Source organism: Ureibacillus chungkukjangi (assembly GCF_044795995.1).
GTDB classification, from domain to species: Bacteria; Bacillota; Bacilli; order Bacillales_A; family Planococcaceae; genus Ureibacillus; species Ureibacillus chungkukjangi.
Genome location: NZ_CP085009.1, coordinates 2660575 through 2674387 on the forward strand (window position 1 = coordinate 2660575; position 13813 = coordinate 2674387).

At 38.8% G+C, this 13813-nt stretch carries 11 protein-coding genes; 5 read left to right on the plus strand and 6 right to left on the minus strand.

Features of this window, described 5'->3' with window-relative positions:
• Positions 1-183: 183 nt before the first annotated feature.
• Entirely contained in the window at positions 184-1140 is a 957-nt protein-coding gene (gene rnhC / locus LG296_RS13185) for a ribonuclease HIII (RefSeq protein ID WP_404427048.1), read from the plus strand.
• Positions 1141-1195: 55 nt separating this feature from the next.
• On the opposite strand, the gene LG296_RS13190 is transcribed toward rnhC, so the two are convergent.
• Together LG296_RS13190 and LG296_RS13195 are read right to left on the minus strand one after the other, a co-directional pair.
• The gene (locus tag LG296_RS13190; protein ID WP_404427049.1) at positions 1196-2629 is read right to left on the minus strand and encodes a sodium:solute symporter; all 1434 of its coding nucleotides are present in this window, start codon (positions 2627-2629) and stop codon (positions 1196-1198) included.
• Between the two features lie 130 nt (positions 2630-2759).
• Positions 2760-3338, minus strand: coding sequence for a hydrolase (locus LG296_RS13195; RefSeq protein WP_235867538.1), 579 nt, complete (start codon positions 3336-3338; stop codon positions 2760-2762).
• 93 nt (positions 3339-3431) lie between these two features.
• On the opposite strand from LG296_RS13195, the gene LG296_RS13200 reads away from it, so the two are divergent.
• The gene (locus LG296_RS13200) at positions 3432-3917 is read left to right on the plus strand and encodes a nucleoside-diphosphate sugar epimerase (RefSeq protein WP_146223184.1); all 486 of its coding nucleotides are present in this window, start codon (positions 3432-3434) and stop codon (positions 3915-3917) included.
• Between the two features lie 38 nt (positions 3918-3955).
• On the opposite strand, the gene pheT is transcribed toward LG296_RS13200, so the two are convergent.
• The 4 genes from pheT to LG296_RS13220 form a co-directional block, all read right to left on the minus strand.
• Positions 3956-6361 carry a phenylalanine--tRNA ligase subunit beta gene (gene pheT, locus LG296_RS13205; protein ID WP_107934169.1) on the minus strand — a complete coding sequence of 802 codons (2406 nt, stop codon included), beginning with the start codon at positions 6359-6361 and terminating at the stop codon, positions 3956-3958.
• A gap of 12 nt (positions 6362-6373) precedes the next feature.
• The gene (gene pheS, locus LG296_RS13210; RefSeq protein ID WP_107934171.1) at positions 6374-7411 is read right to left on the minus strand and encodes a phenylalanine--tRNA ligase subunit alpha; all 1038 of its coding nucleotides are present in this window, start codon (positions 7409-7411) and stop codon (positions 6374-6376) included.
• A gap of 739 nt (positions 7412-8150) precedes the next feature.
• Entirely contained in the window at positions 8151-8912 is a 762-nt protein-coding gene (locus tag LG296_RS13215) for an RNA methyltransferase (protein WP_107934173.1), read from the minus strand.
• A gap of 102 nt (positions 8913-9014) precedes the next feature.
• Positions 9015-10127, minus strand: coding sequence for an IscS subfamily cysteine desulfurase (locus LG296_RS13220; protein ID WP_107934175.1), 1113 nt, complete (start codon positions 10125-10127; stop codon positions 9015-9017).
• 143 nt (positions 10128-10270) lie between these two features.
• On the opposite strand from LG296_RS13220, the gene nadB reads away from it, so the two are divergent.
• From nadB to nadA, 3 genes are read left to right on the plus strand one after another with little or no spacing between them, the layout of a single operon-like run.
• Positions 10271-11860: an L-aspartate oxidase gene (gene nadB / locus LG296_RS13225; protein ID WP_404427050.1), complete on the plus strand. Its 1590-nt coding sequence runs from the start codon at positions 10271-10273 to the stop codon at positions 11858-11860.
• Positions 11814-12674 (plus strand): carboxylating nicotinate-nucleotide diphosphorylase, encoded by an 861-nt coding sequence (gene nadC / locus LG296_RS13230; RefSeq protein ID WP_107934179.1) that lies wholly within the window; start codon positions 11814-11816, stop codon positions 12672-12674. The genes nadB and nadC overlap by 47 nt, the downstream gene beginning before the upstream one ends.
• Complete coding sequence (gene nadA, locus LG296_RS13235) at positions 12661-13761, plus strand: quinolinate synthase NadA (protein WP_404427051.1); 1101 nt, start codon at positions 12661-12663, stop codon at positions 13759-13761. Before nadC ends, nadA begins: the two co-directional genes overlap by 14 nt.
• Positions 13762-13813: the final 52 nt, after the last annotated feature.

Below are 13813 nucleotides of genomic sequence, written 5' to 3' on the forward strand. Positions count from 1 at the left end.
ATTTAAGACTCATAAATAGACATATGTCCCTATTTAGGGGTTATTCTATTGTCTTCAAAGTAAACTCGTTATAATGATACTATGGATTATAAAATATGGTAATTTTAAATATGGTATTCGAATAGCTTAAATCGAATTCTATTGTTTTTTATAAGTACCTTAAGGATGAAAGGAACGAATTAAATGTCAAATATTGTGTTATTGCTTTCAACCGACCAACAAAATAAGGTGAAATCCTATTATGCTTCCTCAGCTGTCGAACGAAAAGCTCCAGGTGTTATTTTTGCTGCTAAGCTTCCAGATACAGCAATTACTGTCTATAAATCTGGAAAAGTAATGTTCCAGGGTAGTGGTGCTACAAGAGAAGCGAGCCGTTGGGGTGAAGTAAAAGAAACCTCTTCAAATTCATCAACAGCTACCGATTCAAATAAAATCATTAAAACGAAGGGCGATATACTTCCAGAAAAATTCGCTACTCTCTCAGTGCTAGGATCGGATGAGACTGGTACAGGGGATTATTTCGGCCCGATTACAGTAGCCGCTGTTTATGTACCTAAGGAAAAAATTGAGCTGATTTATGAGCTTGGTGTAAAGGACTCTAAAATGTTGACTGACCAAATTATGCTCAAAATTGCTCCTGATGTTATGGCTGTTTGTCCTCACAGCATTTTAACATTAAGAAATGATAAGTATAATGCAATACAAGCTAAAGGCTATTCCCAAGGAAAAATCAAAGCAATGCTTCATAACCAAGCATTAAAGCATGTCTTAACAAAAATAGAGCCCGAAACACCCGAGTATATTTTGATTGACCAATTTGCTGAGCGAAATATTTATTACAATCATATTAAAAATGAAAAAGCGATAGTTCGGGAAAATGTGTTATTTTCAACAAAGGCTGAGCAGCTTCATGTAGCAGTTGCTGCAGCATCCATTCTAGCTCGCTATGCATTCTTAAAGGAAATGGACAAGTTATCTAAAACTGTTGGCATGAACTTACAAAAAGGTGCCAGTGGTAAAGTAGATGAAATGGCAGCACGTATTTGGCTAAAGCATGGCGAGGAAACCTTGAAATCAATCTCTAAATGGCATTTTGCAAATACTGAAAAAGCTCGGAAGTTAGTGAATAAAAGTAAATAGAAGAAAGAGAAACGCTTCAATAATTAGTAGCGTTTCTCTTTTCATTCTTATACTACTATGCATTTTCAACTTCTAGTGTTCTATTTAAATCTGTTTTATTTGGAAGAATAAATGAAACTATAATCGTTAATAGTACGGAAATTAGTACTCCCCACAGGATTCCAAATAACACAGACGCAATAGCTCCTGAAAGTAAACCGATTCGACCACCCCAAACAGATACTCGGCTATTTTGTGACCCCATTTCAAATTTTTCAAACTTTCGCTTTTTCCATAGAAGCCCAACAATCAATACTGGTACTACCCCACCACCTGTTAGTGTATAGGCAAAGGAGAATAGACTAATAATGGATTCTGAATAATTTGCCGCTAGTGTTGAAAATACGCCAACCAAAACAACGACCCATTTGGAGAGGACGATTAGCTTCGCATCTTTTATTTCCCTGGAAAAAGGAATCACTAGATCATTCACAATGACGATGGCTGCAGAATGCAATAATGAAGAGGCACTCGAAATGGCGGCTAAGAAGATTAAAATGAAGAAAACAAGTGCGGTAAATTGAGTCATTTCATTTAAGATTAACCACGAAACAGCATTTGCAGATTCCACATCAGGGTTTAATGCTTTTACTATCATTCCTGAAACAGAGGCTAAAATCGTAAAGATAATAGCACCGATTCCACTATATAACATCGCCCGACTAGCAGCTTTGGGATTTTCCGCTGCAAAACAACGTTGCCAGTACATTTGAGCTGCCAATACTCCAAAACAACCGGTTACAAAGAGCGTTACAATCTCCCACCCAGAAATGTCAATTTGCGTTAAATGACTAGCATTCACTTCAGCTAGCATTATTTTCAGATTCGAATAACTAAAATCAATCTTTGCGTAAACTTTAATATAAAACCATATGGCTATCCCTAACAATAAAACTCCCTGAATAAAATCAGTCCATACAACAGAAAGCATCCCACCAATTGTTGTATAAATAATAAAAACCGCTGTAAAGAAAAAGATTAATGGCAATGGGTCTGCCCCAGTAAAGACAGAGAAAAGCTGCCCCATTCCTTTTGCTTGCCCACCAATCCAGGCAATCATAATAGCTGAGGTTAATACTCCTACAATCGCTCTCGATACCTTGTCTCTTAATATCAAATCATTTAATAATTCCGCAATACTTTTATAGGTAAACTTAGCAGCAAACCCTGCAAATAATAATGCAAAGAGTATTTTTGCCCCTTGCTCCCCAATAATGAATGGAATATTGGCAATCCCAGTTTCAAAGCCTTTCGAGGAGTGACCGATAAAATTACCTACCCCCATAATTGTCGCAAGATCGGTAAATAGAAGTAAGAAAAATGGCAGTGTTCCACCAGCAATGGCAAATTGCAAAAAGCTCTCTTTTGACTTTTTTCTAAATCTCAAAGACATTCCGATGAAAAATAGACTTAAAACAACCGTCACAATCCAGGTCCAAGTTGCGAGCATTTCTTTCCCCCTTTTCTCGTAGTTATTTCATACCTATGCTCTCTACCCATCATGTAGAAATTAAAAACCATACACCACTCGTTGGAAATACAAGCTGTGTATGGCTAAACTAAATCTATATTATTTTATTTTATTTTACTAGCTTACTAATTGCTTTAAATTGGTCCCCTTTTGCGATTTGGAGCATTTCAAATAGTGCCATTTCAACAGTTGTTACCTTCACACCAAGCTGCAGCATTTTTTGAAGGCCAATTTCATGGCTTTTTGCCGTACGGGAGGATATACAATCTGCTAACACTTCAACTTCATAGCCATTCTGTATAAGGTGGGCGGCAGTTTGATAGACACAAATATGTGTCTCGATTCCCGCAAGCAAAACTTTTTTGCGATTTGTTGCTTCAAGCTGTTCAACAAATTCAGGTGTATCATAAGCACTGAACGTTATTTTTTCAATCGGCTTTTGGTTTGGTAACGCCTGTGCAATTTTGTCGACAGTTGGTCCAAGTCCCTTTGGATATTGTTCCAGCCATAATACAGGACATCCTAATATTTGTACTCCTTCAGTTACCTTCGCTATATTAGAAATTACAAACTCGCTATCATGAACAATTTCTGCCAATCTTCCTTGAATATCAATTAAAACTAAAACCGTCTCTTCTTTTGTAAGCATCTCCATATCCCCTTTGTTCAATATTTCTACTTTATTCATTATATATGATTCGATTTAGATATTAAATTCTCTAACCCTCCTAAACTAATTTGAAACAAAATGGAAGGACATGTATAGTATTGATTAGAGAGGATGATATTTTTGATTCGTTTAAGCTGGCTAATAAGTCTAGGCCTTTCACTCCTTGGCTTTTTAATAATAGGTCATTTCTTTACCATCCAACCCGAGGAGACTTTGAGCAATGGAAGCTTAGGCTTTATTGGCATTATTTTTGTACTGCCGTTTTTATTGCTTAGTATCTTTATAACCTTTAGGTACATTCTAACTTTGACAAGAAGCACTGCTGATCGCCTGATGAAGGCGCTATCAATTGTTGTCGGATTTTTAATGCTTGCTGTCCTGGTATATTTAACAATGGATTATAAAAATGATATTTTAGTTACATTGGACGGGGTTAACACTGGAGGCACCCTCACTCTTCCAAAGTTAAACGAATATACATATACGATTTATTTTAATTTTTATACCTTTGCATTGATTCATGCTATTGTTGGGGTCATTGCTGCTATCATTGGGCTCATAAAGCCTGACACGAAAAAAGAAGAGTTGGCGGAGTAAATTCCCGCGCAACTCTTCCTTTTTTTTTATGAACGAGCTTATCGAAGCTCTGCTCCAGCCTCAGTTAAAGCTTTTAACACTTTATTGTGTGCACTCACCACTTCATCATCAGTTAATGTACGTTCTGGGTCAAAGTATGTTAATGAGAAGGCAACGGATTTTTTACCAGCTTCCATTTTATCTCCTTCATACACATCAAATACCTTTACTTCTTTTAATAATTTTGTTCCAGCATTACGGATAATCTCGATAATTTCACCAGCTGGCTTTGAACGCTCGAGCTCTAAAGCAATGTCACGTGTCATAGCTGGGAAGCGTGGAACAGATGTGTAAACTAATTCCTTAACCTCTGCTGTAAGAATCGCATTTAAGTTAATTTCCGCTACAAATGTATCTTTTAAATCGTACTTTTTACGCTCAGCAGGATGTAAACCACCGATAATCCCTACTTTTTCTCCATCAAGCAGGATAGCGGCTGTTTGACCAGGGTGTAATCCATCTACCGCCGTCTTTTCGAAAGATAGGCGTTCTGTTAAGCCAAGTTTTTCGAATAAGCTCTCAACGATTCCTTTTGCTACAAAGAAATCAACCGCTAGCTTTTCGCCTTGCCATGCATTATCAACCCATTTCCCCGAAACCACTAATGCAAGATGCTCTTCTTCATATGGAAGTTCTTCTGCAGTTTTTCCAAGGAACACAGAACCAATTTCATATAATGCAACTGAATCTGCTTTACGAGCTACGTTATAGCTTGCTGCATCTACTAAATGTGGGATCAAGCTTTGACGCAATGTTGAACGTTCTTCACTCATAGGCATTAATAATCTAGTTGTATCTTCTGCTTTAAGTGCGAATTTTTGAGCAAGCTCATCAGATGTTAATGAATAAGTAACTGCCTGGTATAGACCAGCCCCCTCCATAACATTTCGTGCAACTCTGCGTTTTGCTTGGTATGGTGTTAAACCGCCAATTTGATCATTACCTTCTGGTAAAGTCATCGGGATTTCATCATAACCATACAAACGAGCAATTTCTTCCACGATATCTTCTTCGATTTTAATATCCTGACGACGAGTAGGTGCATCGATGATCAATAAACCATTTGCCGCTTCTACATCAAATTGCAGTCGATTTAAAATAGATAGCATATCTTCTAAAGAAATTTTCATACCTAGACGATTGTTGATAAAGTCTGGAGAAACAACAACACGTGCAGGTGATTTGTCTAGGTCATCAACTAAAACAGTGCCTTCTAGAACCTCTCCACCAGCAATTTCTGCTAAAAGCTGTGCAGCGCGTTCTCCAGCTAAAAGTACTCGGTTTGGATCTACCCCTTTTTCAAAGCGAGCAGAAGAATCAGAACGCAAGCCTAATTCTTTAGAAGTACGGCGAACAGAGTAGCCTTCAAAGTAAGCTGCTTCAATAACTACTGTTGTTGTTTCACTCGTTACTTCAGAGTTTGCTCCACCCATCACACCGGCAATTGCTACAGGTACTTCACCATTTGTAATAACTAGGTTATGTGCTTTTAAAGTACGTTCTTGCTCATCTAAAGTGACAATTTTTTCACCTTCATTTGCTAAGCGAACAAGGATTTCATTTGATTTCAATGAATCGTAGTCGAAAGCGTGAAGAGGCTGACCATACTCCATTAAAATATAGTTCGTAATATCAACTACGTTATTATGTGGGCGAACACCCGCAGCCATTAAATAATGCTGTAGCCAAAGTGGTGATTCGGCGATTTTTACATTTTTAACAACCTTCGCTGCATATAAAGGATTTTCTTTCGCTTCCACGCGAACTTTAATGTAATCTTCAGCTTTTTCCGAAACCGTATGATATGAGATTTCAGGTAATTTCACTTCTTGAGATAAAATTGCAGCTACTTCATAAGCTACACCAAGCATAGATAATGCATCAGAACGGTTTGGTGTTAGTCCAAGCTCCAATACAGTATCACGAAGACCGATTAACTCTAGTGCATCACTGCCTGGTACTGCATCTTCTGGTAAAACGTAAATCCCATCTGCATATGCTTTTGGTACAACGCGGCCTTCTACACCTAGCTCTTGCAGTGCACAAATCATACCGTTTGATTCTTGCCCGCGCATTTTTGCTTTTTTAATCTTAACGCCACCTGGAAGACGTGCGCCGGGTAAGGCTACGATAACTTTTTGACCTGCATCGACATTCGGAGCCCCACAAATAATTTGGCGGATATCCCCTTCACCAACTTCTACCTGGCACACATTTAACTTATCTGCATCGGGATGTTTTTCTTTTGAAACGACATACCCTACCACAACATTTGTCATGCCTTTAGCACGATCGATTACGGCGTCCACTTCAATACCTGAGCGCGTAATTTTTTCAGCTAATTCTTCTGCTGCAATACCATCTATATCAACATATTGTTTTAACCAATTTAACGAAACTAACATAGTTGTACCCCCTTACCCTTCTGTTCTATGGAATTGTGATAAGAAACGACTATCATTTGTATAGAAATGACGAATATCATCTACTCCGTACTTCAACATTGCGATACGTTCTGCACCAATACCAAATGCAAAGCCTGAAACCTTTTTCGAGTCATAGCCAGCCATTTCTAATACATTTGGATGTACCATACCTGCACCTAAAATCTCAATCCAGCCAGTATGCTTACATACGTTACAGCCTTTCCCTCCACACTTAAAGCAAGAAATATCCATCTCTACAGAAGGCTCTGTGAATGGGAAGAAACTTGGACGTAAACGTATTTCACGATCATCACCAAACATTTTCTTAGCTAAAGCATCCAGTGTTCCTTTTAAATCACTCATGCGAATATTTTCGCCAATTACTAGACCTTCAATTTGCATGAATTGGTGTGAATGAGTTGCATCGTCATTATCACGGCGGAATACTTTACCAGGGCAAATAATGCGAATCGGCTCACCTTTTTTCTTCTCCATTGTACGAGCCTGAACTGGAGAAGTGTGTGTACGTAAAAGTGTTTCTTCTGTGATATAGAATGTATCCTGCATATCACGAGCAGGGTGACCTTTTGGTAGGTTTAAAGCTTCGAAGTTGTAGTAATCCTTTTCAACCTCAGGACCTTCAGCAATTTCATAGCCCATTGAAACGAATAAATCTTCAATTTCTTCGATAACTCTTGTTAAAGGATGACGATTACCTTGGCGTACCTTACGACCAGGCAAAGTAACATCGATTGATTCCTTTTCTAATTGCTCCTGGATTGCTTGCTCTTCTAATACAGTCACTTTTTCTTCCAATTGAGCTGTAACATTTTCGCGCACTGCGTTAACTAGAGCACCCATCTTCGGACGTTCTTCTGGAGATAATTTCCCCATTCCTTTTAATAAATCCGTAATCGGACCTTTTTTCCCTAAATACGCAACACGAACTTCATTTAACTCTTTTAAGTTAGAAGCAGCTTGTAGCTTCGCTAATGCTTCTTGTTCTAATTGCTTTAATTGTTGTTCCACTTGAGTACCCTCCTTATAAAAATAAAATTTGCTTTGGTTTTATGGTGGTTGCGAGCAGTTGAGATACGTGCGAGTTTGGTCGCTTTACGTGCGGCGCGACTCATCATGTGCGAATTCGCTCACACTACACTCTCATTCAACAACACATTTACTACTGATATCCCGCCTTGCTTTTTCCTTAAAAAAACACAAAAAACCTCGCCCCTAAAAAAGGGACGAGGACTAGATTCGCGGTACCACCCTAGTTATTGCACTCGTAAAACATGCAATCACTTCATTGACTTAACGACTCGATTGGCCGGCTTTCCTTTTGCAAAGACTTGCTCCCGGAAGCTGCTTGCGGGGTGAACTTCAATACTGATGACCATACATAAGCTTTCAGTCTATGGCTTATGCTCCCTTGATAGTCACTTCACTATTTACTCTTCCCGCTACTAACGCATTTGGATTGTTATTCTTTTTAGTCTTCATTATTTTACGGTAAAACGGAAAACGTTTCAAGTATTGCCAAAGAATTAGTAATTAATCTTTTTCCTTGCTCTAGGATAGGTCATTCGAAATGATTTTAAACTTGCTATCAGAATTAGCTTTAGCCTATTCTAAAAAAAAGATTTTGATTAGTCAAACGTCTACCGAAGGAAATGTTCTGATACAATTACTCTAAAAAGCTATATGTAGACATTGTACACCAACATAAAAACACCGACCCACAACGACATGTGAACCGGTGCTATCGATTTTATTTTACAAATTGGTATAGCAAAATCCCTGTAGCTACTGCAACATTTAAAGATTCAGCCTGTCCTAAAATCGGGATGATAACATTCTGATCTGTTTTAGCTAATAGCTGAGGGTGAATACCGCTGCCTTCATTTCCTACGATTAAAGCAAAGCTGCCTGAAGTTTCTACTTCTGTATAGACAACTGCCTCTTGTAATGCAGTTCCATATACCTTCACTTCACGATCTTGCAGGTCTTCTATCCAATCAGCTAAATCTCCACGAATAATCGGGATATGGAAGTGAGACCCTTGGGCTGAACGCAAAGTTTTTGGATTATACGCATCTGCACTACCTTTACCTAATACAACCGCATCAATACCAGCAGCATCAGCAGTACGAATCATTGTACCGATATTTCCTGGATCTTGTACTGCATCTACAAGTAAAAGCTTTCTCCAGCTTCCCATAGCCGCTTCATCCACTTCTAATTGTTTGCAGTGTGCAAAAACTCCCTGCGAGGTTTCTGTTTCTGCAAGCTCAACTGCAATCGGCCCGGTTATTTCAACCATTTCTAAATTATCGATATCCCAAAGCAATGGTAGGTCTACACCATCACGTACGATAATTTGAACGATTTGTTCTTTATTTTTCAAAGCCTCTTCCACTAAATGAAAGCCCTCTACGATAAACTCTCCTGATTTTTCACGTTCTTTTCTTGTCGTCACAAGCTTTTTCCAATGCTTCACTAAAGCATTTTGTGGTGATTCAATTCGTTTCATAATAGTACGTTTACCGCCTTTTCCTTTTCGTTCTATTGCCTAATTTTACATGAAAAGTCGGTCAGTGTAAAAAATGTTCTATATCAAAGAAAATATTGTTGTTTAAAGGCAGAGTTCTTCACCAATAATCCTTAAACTTTCTCCAAGCTTTTCAATATGCTCCTCCGTTGTTCCATCTCCAAAAGATACTCGGAAAAACTGGCGTGCCTTTGATAGACTATTCCCCATTGCTAAAATCGCTTTTGTTCCAGAGCTGCTATTGATATCACAGGCACTTCCTGTAGAAATACCTATGCCTGCTTCGTTTAACTTAAGCATTACCATTTGTCCTTCTACACCATTAATGCAGAGACCACAAATGCTTGGAAGCTGCTGTTCATCCTCAGCCTCGATAAAAATACAGCCCGTATCATTTAAAATCTCTTTTAAACGATTTCGGTACAGCTTAAATTTCTCTAATTCATAAGTAAATTGCTCCATCGCTGTTACCATCGCGACTATTGCAGGCAGATCCACTGTCCCCCCGCGTAATCCTCTTTCATGTGTTACACCAGGGAAAACTGGGACAGTTCTTTTACGAGGGTTCATATAAATTACCCCGCAGCCTTTTGGACCTCCGATTTTATGGGCAGATACAGTTATGGCATCAACATCCTTCGCGAATTGCTTAATCGGCAATTTGCAGAAGGATTGAACACAATCGACATGAAATAAAATATTATTTTGTCGTGCAATTTTTGCGATCTGTTCCACTGGCTGAATGGTGCCAATTTCTGAATTAACATGCTGAATCGAAATTAACACCGTATCCTCACGAATTGAGTTTTGGAGTATTTCTATATCGACTAATCCATTCTCATCAAGAGGGATCTTTGTAATCAAATAACCTTCTCGTTCAAGTGTATTCATGGCAGCATGAACACTTGTATGCTCAGCTGCCGAGATAATTACATGCCTTCGTTCACCAACTCGAGCTAGAGATAATATCGCTAGAAGATTCCCTTCAGTCCCACTTCCAGTAAAAATAATGCCGTCACGATTGACACCTAGTTTTTTTGCAACTCTTGTTCTAGCGTTTTCTAATAAAAAACTCGCGCTTCCTCCTGCATCATGTAGGCTAGATGTATTTCCATACACTGCCTTTGCTGCTTCTGCGTAAGCTGCGATAGCTGCATCTGTCATCGGTGTTGTTGCAGCATAGTCAAGATATATCATGTTGGTATCTCCTTTAAATTTAATCCTAAAATGAATAGCGCTCGCCTTTAAATCTCTATGAAACTGACATTATTTCAATACTTGTTTTCCATTTCATTTTATGTAAAGATAGGTGTCAAGACAACTGTAAAGAAGGGGAATCTATGAAAATCGAAACTGACATCGTCATTATCGGTAGTGGAATTGCCGCACTTCAGGCTGCTCGTGTATTATCAAAACGTTTTAGTATCCACCTTATTACGAAATCCAACATTAGAAATAGTAGCTCCTATAGAGCTCAAGGTGGAATTGCTGCAGTAATAAGTCAGGAAGATCATACATCTCTCCATATACAAGATACACTTCATGCAGGCGAGTATCATCATGTAGAAGCACATGTAGAACAGTTAGTTAAAGTAGGAAAAGATGCGGTTCAACAGCTTATCAATCAGGACTTCCCTGTCGATCGAACTGTTCAAGGAGATATTTCACTAGGACTCGAGGGTGCACATAGTAAACCAAGGATCCTTCATTCTGGTGGAGATGCTACAGGAAAAGTATTGATTGAGCATTTAATAAAGGAACTCCCTCAAAACGTAGAAGTCCATGAGCATGAGATTGCATATGAACTACTTTTAAATACTTCAGGTGAATGTATAGGTGTCAAAACAAAGAACCATTCAGGTGATTCAATCTATTATGCTTCCTACGTCATCCTTGCTACTGGTGGTGCTGGTAGTGTTTATGCTTGCACCTCTAATTGTCCGGATAGTGTCGGGGATGGAATTGCCCTAGCTTATCTTGCAGGTGCACAAATTACGGATATGGAATTTGTACAATTTCACCCGAGCTTACTCTATATAAATGGTACTGCAAAAGGGCTTGTCTCAGAGGCAGTACGCGGTGCTGGCGGATATTTTGTTGATGAAAATGGAAACAGGCTAATGGAGGGTAAACACCCCCTTGGTGATCTAGCACCTCGTCATGTAACAGCTTATGAAATGTATAAAGAACGCGCAAAAGGCAATGAAGTCTACCTCGACATATCCGGTATTGCTGATTTTGAAAGGAAATTCCCTACTATTACACAAATTTGTCAAGAAAATGGGGTTTCTATTTCACAAGAACGTATCCCAATTGCACCAGGTAGTCACTTTTTAATGGGAGGAGTCGTAGCGGACCGATATGGACGGACCAGTATCCCTAGATTACTTGCTGTAGGAGAAGTTGCGTGTACGGGCGTCCATGGCGCTAACCGTTTAGCAAGTAATTCCTTGCTAGAAGGAATTACCTTTGGAAAGCTCATGGCTGAAAAACTCTTATTAAATGGAACAAAACAATGGAACTTTCAGGAACCCCCTTCTTTAGCTAGTGATGAGAGGTTAACTCTTCTAGCGAAAGAAACCCTGCAAAACGAAATGTTAGATAAGGCTGGAGTTATACGGAGCATTAAAGATTTGACCAAATTACAAAAGCTTTTACCGACATATAATCAAGTGGAATTTTTTGATTTTAGTGGATGTACGAAGCAGCAAATCGAGCTTGCTTTTATGCATATTACAGCCTCTTTAATCGTGAATGCTGCTCTTTTGCGTAAAGAATCTCGTGGAGCACATATTCGTACAGACTTCCCTTCTAAATGCCAGGATTGGCAAAATAAATGGGTAGTTTTTGAAAAGGGAAAAATGAATGTGAGGGATGGACTATATGAACAAAATCAAACTGCAAACGATGTTAAAGCAATTTTTCAATGAGGATATTGGTGATGGAGATTTATCTAGCGAGCTTTTGTTTTCATCATCAGACAAAGGCTCTTTTACTTTTTACGCAAAGGAAACAGGCATTTTTTGCGGAGCAGAAATTATTCATATCGGCTTCAGCCTTTTAGATCCTTCACTACAAATATCACTATTGAAAAAGGATGGAGAAACAATTGAAGCAGGTGACGAGCTTGCCGTTATTGAAGGGCCATTGCAAAGCTTATTATCTGGAGAGCGAGTTATTTTAAATTTAGTTCAACGAATGAGTAGTATTGCAACGAACGCTTCTAAAGCAATGGCTTTAATAGAGGGGACAAATGCGAAAATCTGTGATACTCGTAAAACAATTCCGGGTCTAAGAATGCTAGATAAATATGCTGTTCGCACAGGTGGCGCCTACAATCACAGAAGCGGTCTTTATGACTGTATTATGTTAAAGGATAATCACATTGCTTTTGCAGGGAGTATTTCTAAGGCTGTAAATACTGCTAAATCTAAAATCGGACATACCGTTAAAATCGAGGTTGAAATCGAAACAAAAGATCAGCTAATAGAAGCAATTGAGGCTGGTGCAGATATTATTATGTTCGATAATCGAAGCCCTGAGGAAATCCGTAACTGGCTTCCCCTTGTACCTGCCCATATCATTACCGAGGCTTCAGGTGGAATTACTTTTGATAATTTAAGAGCTTATGCAGAAAGTGGTGTCGAGTATATTTCCTTAGGCGCCCTTACCCACTCTGTAAAAGCATTGGATATTAGTGCATTAGTTCAACTGAAGGGAGAAATGGTTTATGAGCATCACTAGTTTACTTGCGAGCAATATGCTGCCAGAAAAATATCGTACGATGACTCGATCAGAAATGGAACAACGTGTTCGCAAAATTAAAGAAGCCCTGGGTGATAAATTATTCATTCCTGGTCATCATTATCAAAAGGATGAAGTCATTCAATTTGCTGATAGTGTTGGTGATTCATTGCAGCTTGCTCAAGTAGCGGCAGCAAATAAAAAAGCAGAGCATATTGTTTTCTGCGGTGTACATTTCATGGCAGAAACTGCAGATATGATTACAACAGATGAACAAACCGTTTACCTACCAGATATGCGTGCAGGCTGTTCGATGGCCGACATGGCGGATATCTACCAAACGGAAGAAGCATGGATAGAGCTACAAAAGCTTTTTGGTGATACAATGATTCCTTTAACTTATGTAAACTCAACAGCTGCTATCAAAGCCTTCACTGGCAGAAATGGTGGTGCTTGTGTTACTTCATCGAACGCAAAGAATATGGTAAAATGGGCATTTACTCAGAAAGAGCGTTTATTCTTTTTACCTGACCAGCATCTTGGTCGTAATACGGCATACGAACTAGATATTCCATTAGAGCAAATGGCTGTTTGGAATCCAGTAAATGGCGGGCTGGAGTATGAAGGAAATCTAGAAGATATTAAGGTCATTCTGTGGAAAGGTCACTGTTCTGTACATCAAGGCTTTACTCTATCAAACATAAACGAAGTACGTAAAAAATATCCTGAGATGACTATCATCGTCCACCCTGAATGCTGTCGTGAGGTGGTAGAAGTATCAGATTTGAATGGTTCAACAAAATATATCGTAGACACGATAAATGCGGCTCCTGCTGGTTCAAGCTTTGCAATTGGAACAGAAATGAATTTAGTTAAACGAATTATTGCCGAAAATCCAGATAAGCATATCATTTCATTGAACGAAAATATGTGTCCATGCTTAACGATGAACCGCATCGATTTACCGCACCTATTATGGGCATTAGAGATGATTGAAGAAGGCGCTCAAGGAAATATTATTAAGGTAGCACCAGAGGTAACAAAGGAAGCCATACTATCCCTTGATCGAATGCTTGCATTAGCTTAAATATAAAAAAAGCAACTCACTACAGGAGTTGCTTTTTTTATACTTCTTTATA